We start from the raw sequence: 17,619 nt of genomic DNA, 5'->3' as shown, positions 1-17,619 counted from the left end.
AAAGTCGTTTAACATTTTTTTAGATAAAAAAAAGCAAAACTCGCCGCTGCCGGGGAGTTTTGCTTTTAAACTAAGCTACCTGCTGGCGAACGCTCTAAGACATCTTATATATGCGATACTATAAATTCAGCATTCCCTTCCAATTGAAATACACCAAAACCAGATGGCAGCATAAAATGGTCTCCCTTTTTGAATGTGTATTTTACATCTCCTTTAGCCAGAAAACCTGATCCTGAAATGACGCTTACTAATTGGAAAGAATGGTTTTGCTTCATTTTCGCACAGCCCCCTAAGTCCCATTTATATACAGTGAAGCAAGTACTTTCAACAAATCTGGTTACCTTCATTTGTCCTGTTGTTTCAACCACTGGATTAATATCAATCTTGGCTGAAGGAATTGTGGTGACTGCAATGGATTGACCAATGTGCAGCTCTCGTAAATTGCCCTCATTATCCCTTCTGTCATAATCGTAAACCCTGTATGTTGTATCCGAATTCTGCTGTGTTTCAAGGATGACGATCCCTTTTCCAATCGCATGGACCGTTCCGCATGGGACAAAGAAGAAGTCGCCTGGCTTAACCGTTACCTTATGCAGAAGATCATCCCATTTCCCATCATGAATCAGCGCTTCAAATTCGGCCCTTGACTGGGCTTTATGCCCGTATATAATCTCTGCTCCCACATCACAATCAATTATATACCAGCACTCTGTCTTACCCAGGTCACCTTCATGTTCAAGACTATATTCATCATCAGGATGGACTTGGACAGACAAGTCCTGGGCAGCATCGAGGATTTTTGTTAAAAGCGGAAAACGGTCTCCTTCAATATTCCCGAACAACCGACGGTGTTGATCCCATAATTCGCCTAACGACATTCCCTTTAACTCACCGTTTTTCACAATGCTCTGGCCATTTCTATGAGCAGCAAATGCCCAGCATTCACCGATCTGATTGGAAGGAAGCTTATAGCCAAACGATTTTAGCTGCTCGCCTCCCCAAATACGTTCTTTAAAAACAGGCTCAAAAAATAACGGATATAACGACATCTTATAGAACCTCCACAAATAAATATTCTAAATATTCAGACTTTTATTCACACTCCTCTCCTTATACTTATTTGTCTCTCATCCTAAGAAAATGATAGAGAGCACCCACTTGACCAGCGGCATTTCCAAATTTACACACTTCAATCTCAGTAATGGATAAAAGGTCGGGACAAATAAGATGGAGGCGTTCCCGTATATGGTCCGCAAAGTTAGGCTGTTCACTTATTCCGCCCCCAAACAGGATCTTTTCCGGAGCTAGTGTGTGAATGAGATTGGCACTGCCGACTGCAAGCATATCAAAGAACGTGTCTACTATTTCCGAAATACGATGGTCATTAAGGTAATAGCGTTTAAATAGCTCCTCTCCAGTCATTCTTTCTCCTGTTTTGAGAAACACCCGATGAAGTAGGTTCCAAGTGGAGCCCAGCCTGCTAAGTATATTCTTCTCTATTGGCTGTGAAGCGTTCATATACATTCGCCCGACTTCACCCGCCATTCCCTTTTTTCCGCGATATAGATCACCATTTAGATAGATGCCTCCGCCTATTCCTGTTCCAATCGTCAAACAGACAAAGCTGCTGCAGTCCTGTGCATTTCCTTTCCATTTTTCTGCTAATGCGGCACAATTTGCATCATTTTCAAGTTCAATTGGAATTCCAAGGTCTGCAAGCTCATTTTTGATATTCTTTCCTGTAAAATCGGTTATTTGTCCTGCATAATGGACATAGCCGCTTTTCTCGTCAACTGCTGCAGGAACACTAAGGGCCAGCCCGCTAAGTGTATACTTTTCCTGATATGATTTTGCTGTTTCAATAAGCAGCTGAAAAATCGATCCATTCCGTACCGCCGGTGTTGAGAAGGAAGCTCTCTCTATTACATTTGAGTGTTCATCCATTATGGATAATTTCACGGAGGTACCGCCGATATCATAGACTAAATAGTGTATCAACCCTCTCCCTCCTTTACTTAAAATCCGTTATTTTTTGCAAGTTCTTTATACCAATACCCACTCTTTTTGATGGTTCTTTTATAGTTTTGCTGCAAGTCTACTGAGACCAGCCCATACCGATTTTTGAAAGCATTTAGCCATGACCAGTTATCTATAAAGGTCCACACATGATACCCTTTCACATTAGCTCCTTCCTGAATCGCTTTATGTATCCATTTTAAATGATCCTTATAAAAGGAAATCCGGTAATCATCTTGGATGATTCCCTCCTTATCCTTAAATCTCTCTTCATTTTCGACACCCATGCCATTCTCTGATATAAAGCACTCAATATTTCCATAGTTTGCTTGAATATTTTTTAAAATGTCATAGATTCCCTTTTCATAGATTTCCCATCCACGATAAGGATTCATCTTTTTACCTGGCATATCATAGAAATCAAAATAAAATTCTGGCATAAATGGAGCATTTCGATTCGGCAGGTGTTCCTTTGCTTTAACTCTTCTGGGCTGGTAATAATTAATCCCCAGAATGTCCACCGTGTTATCGCGAATAATAATTAAATCATTCCGTTCATAGCTTGGGAGGAAGTCTTCTTCCTTCAGCATTTTTATTAATTTAGCAGGGAACTTTCCTTTAATAGAGGGATCTAAAAATGATCGATTAAACAGTAAATCAGCCTTTTCTGCTGCATCTAGATCTGCTGGATGTACGCTCCTTGGATAGGAAGGAGTGACATTTAAGATGATGCCTATCTTTCCTGCAGAATCAAGATGATGATACTTTTCTATCGCCTTTGCTGAGGCTAACATGGAATGAAAGGCAACCTGCACCGCCTTTTTAAAATCTGTGACTGCGGGATAATGATGACCATATAAATAACCACACTCTACCGGAACAATTGGCTCGTTATGTGTAAACCATTTTTGAACACGATCACCAAATAGAGTAAAGCAAGCAGTCGCATATTTTACATATGCTTCGACCACAGAGCGGCTTTCCCATCCGCCTTCGTTTTGTAATGATAGTGGCATATCAAAGTGATAGAGATTAACAAACGGTTCAATCTCATATGAAAGTAATGTATCTATAACCTGATTGTAGAAGTTAACGGCCCTTTCATTTACCTTTCCTTTCCCGTCTGGAAACATCCGTGACCAGGAGATTGAAAAGCGAAAGCTATTATGGCCTGTTTCTTTTAACAATTTAATATCTTCCTTATATTTGGAATAAAATTGGGATGCCTGATTGGGCCCAATCCCATTAAAGAAACGATTTGGTTCTATTTCATGCCAGTAGTCCCAAATATTTACTCCCTTTCCATCTGCCTTTGAATATCCCTCCATTTGTGTAGCAGAAGAAGCAGAACCCCACCAAAAATCCTTTGGAAAGACATACTTTAATTCAGATTTAGCCACTTTATTTTTACCGCCCTTCTTTATAATCGAAAGCAAGCCGGAAAATGGAATCCCCGGCTTCGCTTTTATCCCGCATTAACGGGCAGTAAGAGCCCCACTTCAAAACTTTAAGTGGACAAAAAAGGGTAAGTGGGGGATCAACTGCCTGTAAAAGCCCGATTATTAGAACTCAGACTAAATACGCCACGTCCTCTCAAAAGCTATCACTCTCGGTCGTGCGATGTATCGCTGCCGTAGCCTTCCTTGTCCTGTGGCAACGTCTGAGTGACCCGTATCGTGCGTGCCCCAACTAACCATCAGCGGGGGAGAAAGCCCCCCACTGATGGAAGTTTCACTTTATTTCACCATTACTTATTATTCTTTTTCCATTCGTCATATTGCTTCTGAATTTCTTTTAGAACTTTATCTAAACCAGCTTCCTTAAACTTCTGATTCGCTTTTGGCAAAAATTCCTCTGGGTCTACACTGCCTGTTAACAATGCTGGAGCAAATTCCTGAGATACGTTCGCAATCGCAGCGATTTCGGTTCTAACAGGAGTGGTATCAAAATAGAATCCTAGAGTTGGTGCCGGACTGGAAGCGTCATTAAATGATTTGAATTGCTCCCATTTGTCTTCAGGGTCATTTTCATATAACTTAAGAATGAAATGGTTTCCTAGAGAATAACTTGGCATGTTATAGTTTTCCACACGTGCAGGAAGGTCTTTGATTTTCCCATTATCCAGCTCTTCGTAATGGACATCTTGAATCCCCTTATCCACTAAGTTACGAAGATACGGATCTGTGTTTAATAAATTCAGGAACATCATGGCACGCTCTGGATTTTTTGAAGTAGCAGAAATTGCTTGGATTGCACCTGTTACTGAGTTATTGAAAGTAATTGGGTCGTGCATTGGCTGTACCACTACATCATATCCTGCTGATCGGGACCAAAGTAATTCTGCTGTCGGCTGATACATTTCCTTACGTACAAACCAGTTCTCAACTTCAAGCGGCCAAGGGTCTGTACTTGTTGCAGCATCTGCTTTTATATAGCCAGCCTTGTAGTATTCATGCATTGTCTTTAATGTTTCCATCATGATATCCGTTTCATAGATATTCACGACCTTATCCGTGTCTCCATCAATAGGGAACGCAAACGGCATCTCGTCCTCTAACACATAATCAAATGGCAGATATGGCTTAAAGGTTGCAATTGGGGTGAAATTAGGCTCGTTTTCCTTTACTGTTTTTAATAATGGCTCTAAATCCTGCAGAGATTTAACACTTGTTACATCCATATTGTATTTATCTACCAGGTTCTTATTAAATACGTAAACACTTTGCTGGCCAACTTCTTTATTGGATGGAATTCCATAAAGCTCTCCATCAATTTTTGCTCCTTCCAAGAAGGCTGGATCAAGTGCTGCTTTTAATTCCTTGCCATGGGAATCCAGTAATTGATTCAGGCCCTTGAAGGCACCTTTTTGTGCATTTAATACATAGTTTCCGCCTGCTGTGTAAGCAATATCAAAAGATTCACCTGATGCAATCATTACCTGCATTTTTTGGTCGTAATCGCCCCAGTCAATTTGCTTAAGCTTCACTGTAGCGTTGATCTTTTCCTTTGTATATTTACTAACCTCTTCAAATACTTTGTCTACATCTTTTTGTGGAGTTCCAATTGTATACCATGTGATTTCATACGGTTCCAGCTCTCCATCCTTTTCATTACTTGATGCCTTTTCATCACTCTTGCATGCTGTAAGCAGTGTTGCTGCAGTAAGCAGCACGGTTAGAAAAATGGCAAACTTCTTTTTCATTCTTCATTCCTCCCTCTTTCTTTTGTTATTCTTTTACTCCGCCAATGGTAAGTCCCCTCACAAAGTACTTTTGGAAAAACGGATATGCAATGGCAATTGGCAAGGTTGAAATGACAACCATAGCCATTTTGGCTGCATCCTGAGGTATGGACTTCATTACTTCATTTTGCATACCACCTGTTAGTGCATTTTGTCGTAAAAATTCAATATTGTTTTCTATTTTCATCAGCAATGACTGAAGTGGCACCAAATGGGGTTCATCAATAAACAAAAGGGCATTAAACCAATCATTCCAATAGCCCAAAGTACTGAAAAGGGCGATTGTTGCAATCCCAGGCAAAGAAAGGGGCATCACGATTTGGACAAAAATTCGCCATTCACTTGCTCCATCCATTCGGGCAGATTCAAGAATGGATTCTGGAACAGACCTTTGGAAGAAGGTTCTCATAATGATAATGTAAAAAGCATTCATAGCAAGGGGCAGGATTAATGCCCAAATCGAATTGCGCAATTGCAGAAATTGTGTTGCCACTATATAGAACGGCACTAATCCGCCGCTAAAAAGCATCGTAAAGAAAGCAAAAAATGTAAAAGCTTTTCTAAACTTAAATTGTTTTCTGGATATTGCATAAGCGTAAAGTGAAATCATAAGCACACTGATAATGGTTCCAAGCACAGTGATTACAATTGTAATCGTATAGGATTGAAACAATTGATCCTTCATCTGCCAAAGATATTTATAAGCTTCCAGACTCCAATTCTCCGGAATAAGCTGATATCCGTTTCGAGCTAGAGATTCCTCGTCGCTCAGGGAGATGATAATGACATAAATGAATGGAAAGATACACATTAAGGCAAATGAACCTAATAAGATATTCATCAATAGATTGGGAATTCCACTTAACCCGTGTATGGAATTTTTCTTCTTTTTTTGATCTGGATTTGTTGCCTGCTTTATAACAGTCCCAGTTTCTATCGTAGGTTGGGAGCTATTCATATTTGTTGTCATGATTTATTGCCACGAGCTCGCGGCTCCCCTCCCTTTTTTAGAATAGTGCATATTCCTTATCAATTTTCTGAACCAGATAGTTTGTAAGTAATACTAGGATAAATCCAACAAATGATTGATAAAGGCCAGCAGCGGTACTCATACTAATATCCCCCATTGTTGTTAATCCTCGATATACATACGTATCAATGACATTTGTTACGGAATATAATGGGCCTGAGTCTCTGGGAACCTGATAAAACAAACCAAAATCAGCACTGAAAATTCTGCCGATATTTAAAATGGTTAAGATAACCATAAGGGGTGTAATTAATGGAATCGTAATGCTTTTTATCTGCTGCCACTTGCTCGCCCCATCAATCATGGCCGCCTCATAATAGGTCCGGTCAATTCCTACAATGGCAGCTAGATATACGATGCTTCCATACCCTACACCCTTCCAAATACTTGTCAGAATGATAATGGCTGGCCAGAACTTGGGTTCGTTATACCAAGAGATAGCATCAATTCCTAACCAGCCCAGCATATTATTGAGTAAACCGCGGTCAACACTCAGAAAGGTAAATACGAAATAACTTACAACTACCCAGGATAAAAAATGCGGAAACAGCATACCTGTTTGATAGATTTTACTTAGCCGCTTGTTGGCAAGTTCACTCAATACAATTGCTACAAATACCGCTAACACAAGCCCCAGGACAATAAATACTAAATTATAGAGTACTGTGTTTCTTGTGATAATCCATGCGTCATTTGTATTAAATAGGAATCTAAAATTTTCAAAGCCTACCCATTCGCTGTTTTGAATACTTGCGAAAAATCCATTTGGATCGAAGCGGAAATTTTTAAAGGCTATCACTGTTCCAAACATAGGCAGATAGGAAAAAAGTAAAAACCATATTGTTCCCGGCAATACCATGAGGAGCCAAACTCGATTTTTATAAATATCTCGAAAAAAGTTCTTAAAATGACTCACAAAGCGCCTCCTCTCTTCAATTGAAAGCCCTTACATGATTATCATAAAAAAAAGCGGCAAACACTTAAAGTTAACAATATTTAGATTTACTGTACTTATTAAACATTCGAAAAATTGCATGTAAATAAGGGGGCTAGTTATCATTGGTAAATAAGAAAAGGGCAAGGATGTTTAGGATTTGAGTTAGCTTTCATTTCAAAATCAGCAATAAATGAAACAGAGCCAAATAAAAAAATCCTGCTAGACAGGATTTTTTGGTCGTTCATTCATTGATCTCCAGGCAGACGGCGTAGTACCCACTACCTTTTTGAATTGCTTATAAAAATAGGCAGAATCTGAGTAGCCAACCATTTTCCCAATTTGCCCTGCCTTTTCATGAGTATCTCTCAATAGCTGCTTTGCTTTTTCTAATCGAATATGATTAATATATTCAGAGAATACAAGTCCTGTTTCTTTTTGAAACAGCTGTCCCAAATAAATGGAATTAATATGAAATTTATGACTTAATGTTTTTAATGACAGCTCCTCATTATAGAATTCGTGAATATGCCTTATAACACTTTGTATAACCGGACTTTGATGCCCTGCCTTGGCCTCGATTTTTTCAAAAACGGTTCTTATATATTCTGTTAGAATTGAAACAAGCTGATTAAGCGAATGTGACTCTAAAATGCTTTTTACAATCGCAACTTTTTGATTAGCAGCACGATCATTAACCTCTTTTTGGACGGAGGTAATGAGATCAATCGCAAAACCTCGAATGCTTATTGGTGACACCTTTTTTGAAGATTGTGCGATTTGTTCAAATGCACCCTCTATCCAGCGAAATGCCATTTCCCTTTCCAGACTCACAATATATCTCTTCAGATCATTCATTTCATAGGTGGTTGAAATAGTGGTATCAGAATATTGCTTCGTAAAATCATCAGTAATTATATGACTCTCTTTAAGCACTAAGCGATAGCCAGCAAGTTCTTTTGCGCGATCGTAGCTTGTATGAATGTCTTTTATTGAATGAACAAGTGATCCTACACTACTAAAATACATACATGGCACAGTGATAGCTAACAGCCTGTGCAGCTGATCCGCTTTTTCTTTTATATCATCTTCATTCTTTGCCCAGGCAAGAAGGATTAACTCACCATCCGGGTTAATAATGCAAACTGACTGAAATTTTCTTTCAACTTCATAACGGACCTTTGCCAAGAAAGAATTGTCGAGCTTATTGGAGAATTGAATCAAAACAATTGCTAAGTTTGTACATTCAAATTCCAGATTATAGAGTTTTATTCTATCTCGCCATTCCTTTTCATCGATTTCCTGGTTCAGCCCTCGCCAAATCGTATTATCCCGCAAGATTGTATATGCTTCTTCATGATTCGCTGATTTTCCAAGCTTTTCTATACAATTTAGTAACGTAAAATGAAGCTCCTGTTCATTAACTGGCTTAAGTAAATAATTTTCGATCCCTAGCTCCATACCTTTTTTCACATAGTTAAATTCCTGGTATCCAGAAAGAATAATACATTTTATATCTGGATTACGTTCTTTAACTTTACTGATTAGCTGGAGCCCGTCCATAACAGGCATCATAATATCGGTTAGTAAAATATCAACTTGTGTATTCTCTATTTTTTCCAGTGCCTCTCTTCCATTCGAAGCATCTCCAACAACTTGCAGTCCATAATCCTCCCATTGCACTAGAGCCTTCATGCCTTCGATAATAAAAGGTTCATCATCTACAATAAAGACATTATACATTTGGAACCCTCCTTCTAGCGGCTGGAATTTTAATAAAGACTGTCGTTCCTTTTCCTTCAATACTATCAATCGTAAGGCCATAATCCATTCCATATTTTAAATGAAGCCTTTGATGCACATTGCTTAGTCCAATAGAATCCTCAGCTGTGGTGGTACCTTCTCTTAATTTTGCCTGAATATAACTAAGCCTTGGCGGGGAAATCCCTCTGCCATTATCATGTACCATTATCTCAATGTCCTGGTTTTTGCCTTTTACTTGAATCAATAATTCATTTTCCTCAGTTTCTTTTCGAAAACCATGAATAATATAATTTTCCACAAGAGGCTGCAAGGTGAATTTTAAAATCTTTTCATCTAGATAGGTTTCAGGAATGTCATAGGATACCTTTAACCGATTGTGATATCGTATTTGGATAAGTCCCACATATTCCTTTACATGTTCAATTTCATCTGAAATTTCCACAATTTCCTTTCCGCTTAATGAATAGCGAAACAATTGCCCTAAGCTATAGATCATATTACTTGTTGTTTTGGACCCATCTGCAATTGCCTTCATCCGGATAGCCTCTAGTGTGTTATATAAAAAATGAGGCTGTATTTGTGATTGAAGCGCTTTCATTTCTGCGTCTCTTTGTTTTAGATTTAGTACGTATACATCCTTAATATACTTATTGAGATCATCCAGCATTTCGTTAAAGCTCTCGGATATTGTAGTCAGTTCATCCTTTTGCTTGCTTTGTGGAATTCGAATTTGCAGGTTCCCGCTGCGAACCTCGTGTATAGCTGAATCGATTGCACTGATTCTTCTGGAATAAGACCTCATGATAAAATAAGTAACTCCTATAGCAATACTCGAAAGCAGAATGGTTGCTAGCAGCATATATTGCTTTACCTTTGTTACTTTCTTCATCTCTTTTTCAGGGATTAGCCCGACATATAAATAACCCATTTGGTCATCTGCTAAAGTATTGACATAATATTTTTTACCCTGCCATTTTAGTTCAGAAAAAGCAGTGATGAACGGAAGATTCCGCAACTGATCAGGACTTGCTGATTGATTCGAGCTAAAAAGGCTGGTGCCATCCTTACTGATAATATGTACGGACCCTTTGTATTGGGATCTCCGCAGCCGCAGCATGTCTTGAATACCTGCTGTATCATAATATACGGTTAGATCACCGATTGTTTTAAGGGTAACCGGGTCATTAATGAAACGGGAAATTTGAATTGTATTGTAGCCCTCTTTTTTTGGCTCCCATTTAACCAGCTGCAGCTCCCCATCTCCATTTCCTAATTTAAGATTCCTGGATGCCTCTTGCGCTAACTTGCTGTTCTTTAAAAATAGATTCCATCTATGATGATTATTTACATAAATATACTCTGTTCCATAATCTGCACTTTTTAGACTAACAGCATTGATATCAAGGTCTTGTGAAAAATATGCCTGAAAAAACGTATCAAGATTATTGGGTACAAATGAAGAGCTTTCACTGTATTTATCCAATCGATAAGATAAATAGGTACTGTAATCATTTTGCAGGGCGAAAGCAATATCATAAAGAATAAGGTCTTTTTTCAAATACAATTCTTTTATTGCATTCTGAACAAACTCCTGTTTTCGATTAATACTCAGTTCAATTTGTTCCAGTGTTTGCGTGCTCGCATCTTTCTCCCTTTGAATAATTACTTCTGTGTAATACCTTGATAAAAAAAACAATAATAAAAACATAGCTAATAATGTAGTTGCAGAAAAAAAGAAAAGAATTTTGCTAAATACTTTATTTTTCAGATGCTTCTCCATTTCTAAGACACACCCCTAATACGAATCTATCGGAAAGCTTGCCTTTCCGATAGATTGTAATCTACTCCTATTTTATCAAGAAAAATAGAGAAGAAGTGTTTTAATTTCATATGGGTTAATCGTCATTTTAATTTCCCCGGTATTCTCTGCACCCTCTTCTTGTTCCATTAAATTTGTTTCTGCCCATTTTTCAACGTGAAATGGGAAGTCTAATTTGATTGTCCCGCGTCTGCCCTCAAATTCATGGAGGCGAAAAATCACCGCATCTTCATCTTCTTTTCTCTTAATGGCATCGATGATAACATGAGTATTATTGATTTTCACAAACGACTTTTCCTTCGGAGCAAATCCGCCTTTAACAGCTTTTAATGGATGATTCAAATACCAAGCTTGTTTTACTGTTTGCCCTTCTCTCCAATCTCCCAAATGAGGAAGCAAAGAATAGGTAAATTCATGCTCCCCTTGATCCGCTGTTGGATCTGGATATATAGCAGCCTTTATTAGAGAAAGGCGCATGGTATTTTCCTTGATGTCATAGCCATACTTGCAATTGTTCAATAGGCTTACACCATATCCGGCTTCAGATAAATCTGCCCACTGATGGCCTACAGTTTCAAAGCGCGCCATATCCCAGCTCGTATTCCAATGTGTCGGTCTCTTCACATTTCCAAACTGAATATCATACATGGCTTCCGTCGTCCGTATATCAACAGGAAATGCTACCTTCATCAGCTTTCGTTGCTGATGCCAATTCACTTTTGTTTTGAAGTCGATCCGGCGATTGCCAGCATAGAAAATCATGTCCTGTTCAATCCGTGAGTTTTGATATTTCCATATAGTCCGAATCACAATTCGTAATGGACCGTTTTCTATAACCTCACTGGATACAATTTCACGGACTTCCTCCATCTTTTCCTGATAATACAAGTCAATATCCCATGCATCATGAGCTAATGGTTTATCTTCAAAAATTTGGAGTACATTTCCATTTTGATCGGCTTTTAATACATTGCGCTCTGCTTCCTTATCGTACAGTGATGCTATTTGCATAGATTCATTCCATTTTACTGAATAATAAGGTGTTTCTAATGAATGTTCATTGAACATAAAGGGACTCTCAGTTTTAATTGTCTCTCCTTGATGGTATTCCACCTCTATTGCTCCAAAGGATGCTGGTTTCCTGATTTCAACTAACCAGCCAATTTCGGTACGCTGACTTCCTTGCTTTACACCCTGTTTTGTTGTCCAATAACCATTTCCTTGATTTGTATCATCATAAGGAATGCATACAAACTCTTTGTCCTGCCATTGTGCTGCATTAAGGACAGTGTATGCCTTGGAATTTGTTTCAACTAAACTCTCAACCTGTTTTTGGCTGATTTGGTTTTGAATATTTTCTGCCTGGGTATATTCCAGCTTCGCATCTTCATATACCTCTTTGATTGAAGAACCTGGAATAATATCGTGAAATTGATTTCGCAAGATAATCTTCCATCCCTCATCCAGCTGCTCCTTCGGGTACATTTTCCATGTGGAAAGTAAAGAGCTCCATATAGACAGCCATTCTATTTCTCTGTAGCCTAACTCTAGTTTTCGGTTCATACGTTTTGTGTAAGCTTGGCTTGTGTAGGTCCCCCGATGATACTCAAGGTAGAGCTCTCCATCCCATGTATGCACATATTCATTTGTATTCTCAATCGTATCGTGGAGCTTTTTGAAGTAATCACCCGCTCTTGCTGTTTTTACTTTTGGGAGACCTGGCATATCCTCAAACCTGCGTCGCAGCTCAAGCATTTCCCGATTTACGCCGCCGCCTCCGTCCCCATAACCGTACGAAAGCAGTAAATCCTGATTAATATCCTTGTTCCGATAGCTCTTCCAAGCTCCAATTAATGTTTTGGCGGTTAATAAACCGTTATATGTGTAAAACCAGGAATCAGGTGAGTTCCACGGTTCTGGAGTCGTAATGAAATGCGTTAAAATTTCCGAGCCATCCATTCCCCTCCATTTAAACGTATCATGCGGCATCCTGTTGTATTGGTTCCAGCTAATCTTTGTTGTCATAAATGTATGGATGCCTGATTTTTTCAAAATTTGCGGGAGTGCCCAGCTATACCCAAACACATCTGGAAGCCATAAATACTCACAATTCACCCCAAATTCCCGATTAAAAAATGCTTTCCCATATAAAATCTGTCTGACAAGTGATTCGCCATTTGGAATATTGCAGTCCGCTTCAAGCCACATAGCACCTTCCGTTTCCCAAAGTCCTGCTTTCACACGATCTTTAATCATTTCATAGATTTCCGGGTAATCATTTTTTATATATTCGTATAACTGCGGCTGGGATTGAAGGAAATAGTATTCTGGGAATTGTTCCATTAAGCGAAGCACTGTCGAAAAAGATCGAGCCGCTTTTTCACGAGTATGCTTGAGCCGCCATAGCCATGCAACATCAATATGAGTGTGTCCCACACAATGAATGGTGATTGGGCTATGCTTTTCAATCTCCCGTAAACTGCTCTGTAATACCTCTCTTGCTTGCTCGCAGCTTTTGTAAAACATATCGTCTCCTGGCTTACTCCAATCAAGCACGGCAAAGGCGCGGTTTAATGCCTTTACCATTTCATGCTTCTCTGGCCTCTCTTCACCTAGCTCCTTAATCGTTTGCCATGCAGCCAAAGAGGTATAGTAAAGATCATCAACTGCTTCATCTAACCAGCAGATTTGTGATGTCTCTAGTGTATAGATTTGCTCTCTTGGCTCTCCGCCGCCCTCGAGACCTGACCACAATCGAAAATGCAGCTCAACAGCTTTTCCGGTCTCTTCCTCTTTGAAGAATACCTCTTGATGATTCGAGTCCACGCCTTGATAGGGCTTATGATTGACAAATAACAAAGACTCAAAGCCAGAGTTATTCCCTCCGCCTGTACGACCAAAGTCAAACAAACCAACTACTTTTTTCCCTAGCCATTCAGCTGGAATCCTGCAGGTTGTATGCAGCCAAAGATATCGATCTCTTCCTCTCCATTGATCACCTTGCTTTAAGATATACCCATCCATGCTTGTTGGTGGATAAGTCCCTATTGCTCCTTCATCCTCCACAGCTTGAAACTGGTGCAGCTGGATCGCATCCCGATATCTGTAACCCGATAACTCTTGTATTCTTGCCTCTAATTTTCTTTCTGTTAAAAACATATTCATACCCCATTTTTTCTGTAGTTTATGTTTTCATCTGTGAGGATATTGACTTCAATTTGGTTTGTACTGTTTTTCAAGCGCTTGAAACCGATTTATACTTACATTCATAATCCAATAAGCTGGCAGCACACCTAGTAAAAAGGGGATTAATCCTGGCATATTCACCAGTAAATAACCAATAAAGAAGAGGCCAATCGCTATTAAAAAGGTTGAAGTTGGACTGATAAGAGAAATGATAAAGGATTGTTTGATGTACTCCTTTACTGAATAATGATAATGGACATAAAGAGGGAAAAAGTGAATGACCGTATTCACAAATAACAGAATAATAAAGCCGATAAACACGTAAAGTACTACTGAAATAGTTCCCTGCATTCCTTCTGCAATTTTTAAATCAAAGTAAAGCAGCACGCCAATGATAGCGAAGATCATTCCAGTTACATTAGAGCGTACAAATTCTTTTTTATAGGTAGCTATAAAAAGTTTCCGAATTGAAAAATCAAATTCTTTCAGCTTCCATTTCCGCGTAACTGTAAACAAGGCTACTGTTGCTGGCATAATGCCAAAGACACCTGCTCCAACTGCTGTAAAAGCAATCCAGAGGAAATTAGACCAGGCTAATCTGACAATCCACTCACTTGCTTCTTGAAATATTCTCCCCATGTTTTTCATCCCCTAGGTCGGTTGGTTAATTTTGATTTCGCTGAAAGCCGGCTTACGTTGTAAAAAGAGGAAAGGAGAAGAATTCCCCTTTCCAAATTTGTGCTTATTCCGCATTAACGGGCAGTAAGACCCCCACTTCAAGACTTGGATGGAACCTTAAAGGATAAGTGGGGGATGAAAGCCCCCCCCACTGATGGAAGTTTCACTTTATTTAAAATCCGTATGCTTCGAATTCAAATATTCTCGTTGCTTGGTCTCCGCCTTGAGTAGGCTGCTGAACCTCAAAACGAAGGTATCGGCCCTCGGTCAATTGAATAGAATGCTCTGAAATCGCAGCTGTATTATCCTCTACTGTTACAGCATTCGTCCAATTCTCTCCATCCAGGCTTACCTCAATCGTAAATGCTCTTGTATTAAATGCAGCTGGCTCTCCGCCTGCTTCTGCATGCTTAATAACAAAACTTGATAAGTTATATACCTGGCCTAAATCCACCATTAACCAATGGTTTGCGCCAATTGCACACCATTTGCTATTATTTATAACACTTCCATCAACAGCGTATTTGGCTGCTTCTGAAGGTGCACATTGTCCGCTCGCTGTTGCTATTTTGTTTAACGCCACATTGCTAATATGTTTGGCATCCTCTGAAATCGTGATGAACGCTTCTTTTAGAAGCACATCCTCTCCCTCGCTGTTTTTTGCTTTTAAGGTTACAGAGTACACCCCTTCTTCCTGGTAGGTAACAATAGGATTGTGATCTGTACTTACCTCCGGAGATCCGCCTTCAAAATGCCACTCTACCTCTTCAGTTGCCTCAGAGGATTTATTGAAAAATTGAATTTCTTCTCCTGGCGCTGCAATTGTTTGGCTTGCACTAAAGTCTGCTTTAGGTTTTGGATATGGCGGCCACTCGAAACTTACAGTTGCTGCTTCACCTCGAACAAACTCTGGTGTAACCGCAATAATTTCTAGCGTTGTGGCAGCTTCCTTACCGCTTCTTCTTAACTCAGAAAGATAGAATACTTGATTTGGTACAGCACCAACCAGCTCTTTTTCCCCATTTGGAAACTTTCTGTAGATTTCATAATGGTGAATCTGCCCTTTAACCGGTTCCCAAGCTACTTCTGCGTCTGCATATAAGCCATTTGTAAACGCAGCATTTTCAACTTTTAGATTTTTTGGTGCAGCAGGTACTTCTTTGTCGTTATGTTTATTCGTTACCTTTAACTCACCAATATTCATTTGGTAATCCTCGATCGCATCCTCACTTTCAAAGAAAAGAGAGATAGTTGCTATGTTCTTGCCTTTGTATTGGTTAAGGTTAATGGTTTCTTCCGTCCAGTTATTATGACTTTTTTTCTTCACATCAAAATAAACAAATTTCTCTGGCTGGTCAGCAAAGCTTATTCCAATCTTCATGTTTGGTTTTTTCACAGCTGTTTTGTAGGTTACCGAAAGCTCAGTATCCTTCCCGATCGGAAGATTTGTTTTATAAAGCTTTACATGTGTTGCATTTTCCTTTGAAAGGTTTCCCGACACCTTTAGAGAACTGCCGCCGTAAAATGCTGTATTCCAATCAAAATCCACATCTAGGGCTTCACCTTTACTTTCTCTTATCCAGCGCCATGTTGGCAAAATATCTTGCAAGCTACGATTATTCCATTCTGAGTCTCCAAGCACAGCACCATCTACAGCAAAGAACTTCCCGCTTCCGGTATTAAAATGAGTCACAAAAGGAAGTTCTTTTATAACTGTTTTCGCAGTAAAATAATGAGCTATACCCTTCCAGCTACCATTTTCACTTGTCTTACGAGGGTCCCCGGCCAATCCTGTCCAGAATTCTTGCTCCTTTTGATAAAACGCTTCCATTGTATCCGTTGTTTTAAATGCCCAATCTGGACGATAGATGCCTAAGGAAGTCAGTGGAGCCTGCCCCTCTGGAAAAATTCCATTCCAACGAATATTTGTATTTGTTCCATTTGCTTCTACATCAATTCCAGTGAAAAGATCATAAGGGCTTCTCCCAATTTCTAATGCTTTGTTATGAGAGGATTGCTGATTCGTCCACCAGAAATTTAAAAACATGCTATCTGATATTCGATCAGTACCATCCTGCAGGAACATTTTATTCTGATCTGTTAGATGATTTTGCCAGCGAATCGAACCATTTTCAACCATGGAGTCGTACCACATAATATGCATGCCTTCAGGCTTATTATCCTGCAGATACTTCAGGAAATCCTTCGTCTTTTGAGCTGTTTCTGCTGTACCGCCTTCTGTTTCCTGATTAATAAACCAGCCATCAAAGCCGTAATATTCAGCTGCCTCAAGCAGCTTATCTGCTGCAGGAAATGAGCCATCCTCACGCTGAGAAAGCATTTGATCTACCCACTGCTCCTGTCCTCCATATACCTTAGGCGGAAAGAACACATTTCCTAAGATCGGAACACCATTTTTATGAGACGCATCGATTACATCTGCGCTAGGCGGAACGATAATGCCTTCTCCTGCTGATCCAGCCCAGTACACCATTAAATCAACATATTGCCAATAGCTAAATGTGTTTGCAAAAAAATCTTTTCCACCTTGAGATGGGACACCGCTCGTATTTGGATTCAATGCCGATAACGCAACTAGCTTCGCCTTGGATTGAGCCGTTTCATTCACATTAAACATGGTCTCACGCTCGGCTAACGGAACGGAACTTTTATTATAAACCGCATTAGGATCCGTTTCAGGACTCCAATTTAATAGATTCTCGGGATACCAATAGGATGATTCAGGCATCTTCGCAAAGCCTGTTCCCGGTAATGTGCACACTAAAAGCAAACCCAAGAGAATTGTGATAAAACTCAGTTTTCCCTTTAACATCAATCCACCCCTGTTCGTTAGATAATTTCTTTTTCTTTCATAACTAGCTTGAGTGTATGTTTCTACTTGGATGATGCGGACTTCCAATTACTCTTAGATGCTGCTAATCTTTTAAAGC

General features: G+C 39.4%; 11 protein-coding genes. All 11 read right to left on the bottom strand.

From position 1 onward, the window contains the following. Positions 1-104: 104 nt before the first annotated feature. Entirely contained in the window at positions 105-1,049 is a 945-nt protein-coding gene (gene manA, locus L634_RS0105500; protein ID WP_026581584.1) for a mannose-6-phosphate isomerase, class I, read from the bottom strand. 67 nt (positions 1,050-1,116) lie between these two features. Next, positions 1,117-1,998 (bottom strand): ROK family protein, encoded by an 882-nt coding sequence (locus L634_RS0105495; protein WP_026581583.1) that lies wholly within the window; start codon positions 1,996-1,998, stop codon positions 1,117-1,119. Positions 1,999-2,015: 17 nt separating this feature from the next. Continuing rightward, positions 2,016-3,416, bottom strand: a complete 1,401-nt coding sequence (locus L634_RS0105490; RefSeq protein ID WP_026581582.1) for a glycoside hydrolase family 1 protein — start codon at positions 3,414-3,416, stop codon at positions 2,016-2,018. Positions 3,417-3,763: 347 nt separating this feature from the next. Then, positions 3,764-5,218, bottom strand: a complete 1,455-nt coding sequence (locus L634_RS0105485) for an ABC transporter substrate-binding protein (RefSeq protein WP_026581581.1) — start codon at positions 5,216-5,218, stop codon at positions 3,764-3,766. 25 nt (positions 5,219-5,243) lie between these two features. Further along, positions 5,244-6,227 (bottom strand): carbohydrate ABC transporter permease, encoded by a 984-nt coding sequence (locus L634_RS0105480; protein WP_232233706.1) that lies wholly within the window; start codon positions 6,225-6,227, stop codon positions 5,244-5,246. 37 nt (positions 6,228-6,264) lie between these two features. Beyond that, complete coding sequence (locus tag L634_RS0105475; protein ID WP_051428263.1) at positions 6,265-7,146, bottom strand: ABC transporter permease; 882 nt, start codon at positions 7,144-7,146, stop codon at positions 6,265-6,267. Positions 7,147-7,443: 297 nt separating this feature from the next. Continuing rightward, positions 7,444-8,964, bottom strand: a complete 1,521-nt coding sequence (locus L634_RS0105465) for a response regulator transcription factor (RefSeq protein WP_026581578.1) — start codon at positions 8,962-8,964, stop codon at positions 7,444-7,446. Continuing rightward, positions 8,957-10,765: a sensor histidine kinase gene (locus L634_RS0105460; protein ID WP_026581577.1), complete on the bottom strand. Its 1,809-nt coding sequence runs from the start codon at positions 10,763-10,765 to the stop codon at positions 8,957-8,959. The genes L634_RS0105465 and L634_RS0105460 overlap by 8 nt, the downstream gene beginning before the upstream one ends. 75 nt (positions 10,766-10,840) lie before the next feature. Continuing rightward, positions 10,841-13,963 carry an alpha-mannosidase gene (locus L634_RS0105455; RefSeq protein ID WP_026581576.1) on the bottom strand — a complete coding sequence of 1,041 codons (3,123 nt, stop codon included), beginning with the start codon at positions 13,961-13,963 and terminating at the stop codon, positions 10,841-10,843. A gap of 54 nt (positions 13,964-14,017) precedes the next feature. Further along, the gene (locus tag L634_RS0105450; protein ID WP_051428245.1) at positions 14,018-14,629 is read right to left on the bottom strand and encodes a YesL family protein; all 612 of its coding nucleotides are present in this window, start codon (positions 14,627-14,629) and stop codon (positions 14,018-14,020) included. 211 nt (positions 14,630-14,840) lie between these two features. Then, the gene (locus L634_RS0105445; RefSeq protein ID WP_026581574.1) at positions 14,841-17,501 is read right to left on the bottom strand and encodes an endo-beta-N-acetylglucosaminidase; all 2,661 of its coding nucleotides are present in this window, start codon (positions 17,499-17,501) and stop codon (positions 14,841-14,843) included. Positions 17,502-17,619 lie beyond the last annotated feature (118 nt).

The organism is Bacillus sp. J33, assembly GCF_000518885.1.
In the GTDB taxonomy this organism is placed as follows: Bacteria; Bacillota; Bacilli; order Bacillales; family Cytobacillaceae; genus Cytobacillus.
Note: the sequence above shows the minus strand (reverse complement) of the source record. Positions and strands in the feature narration are given on the sequence as shown.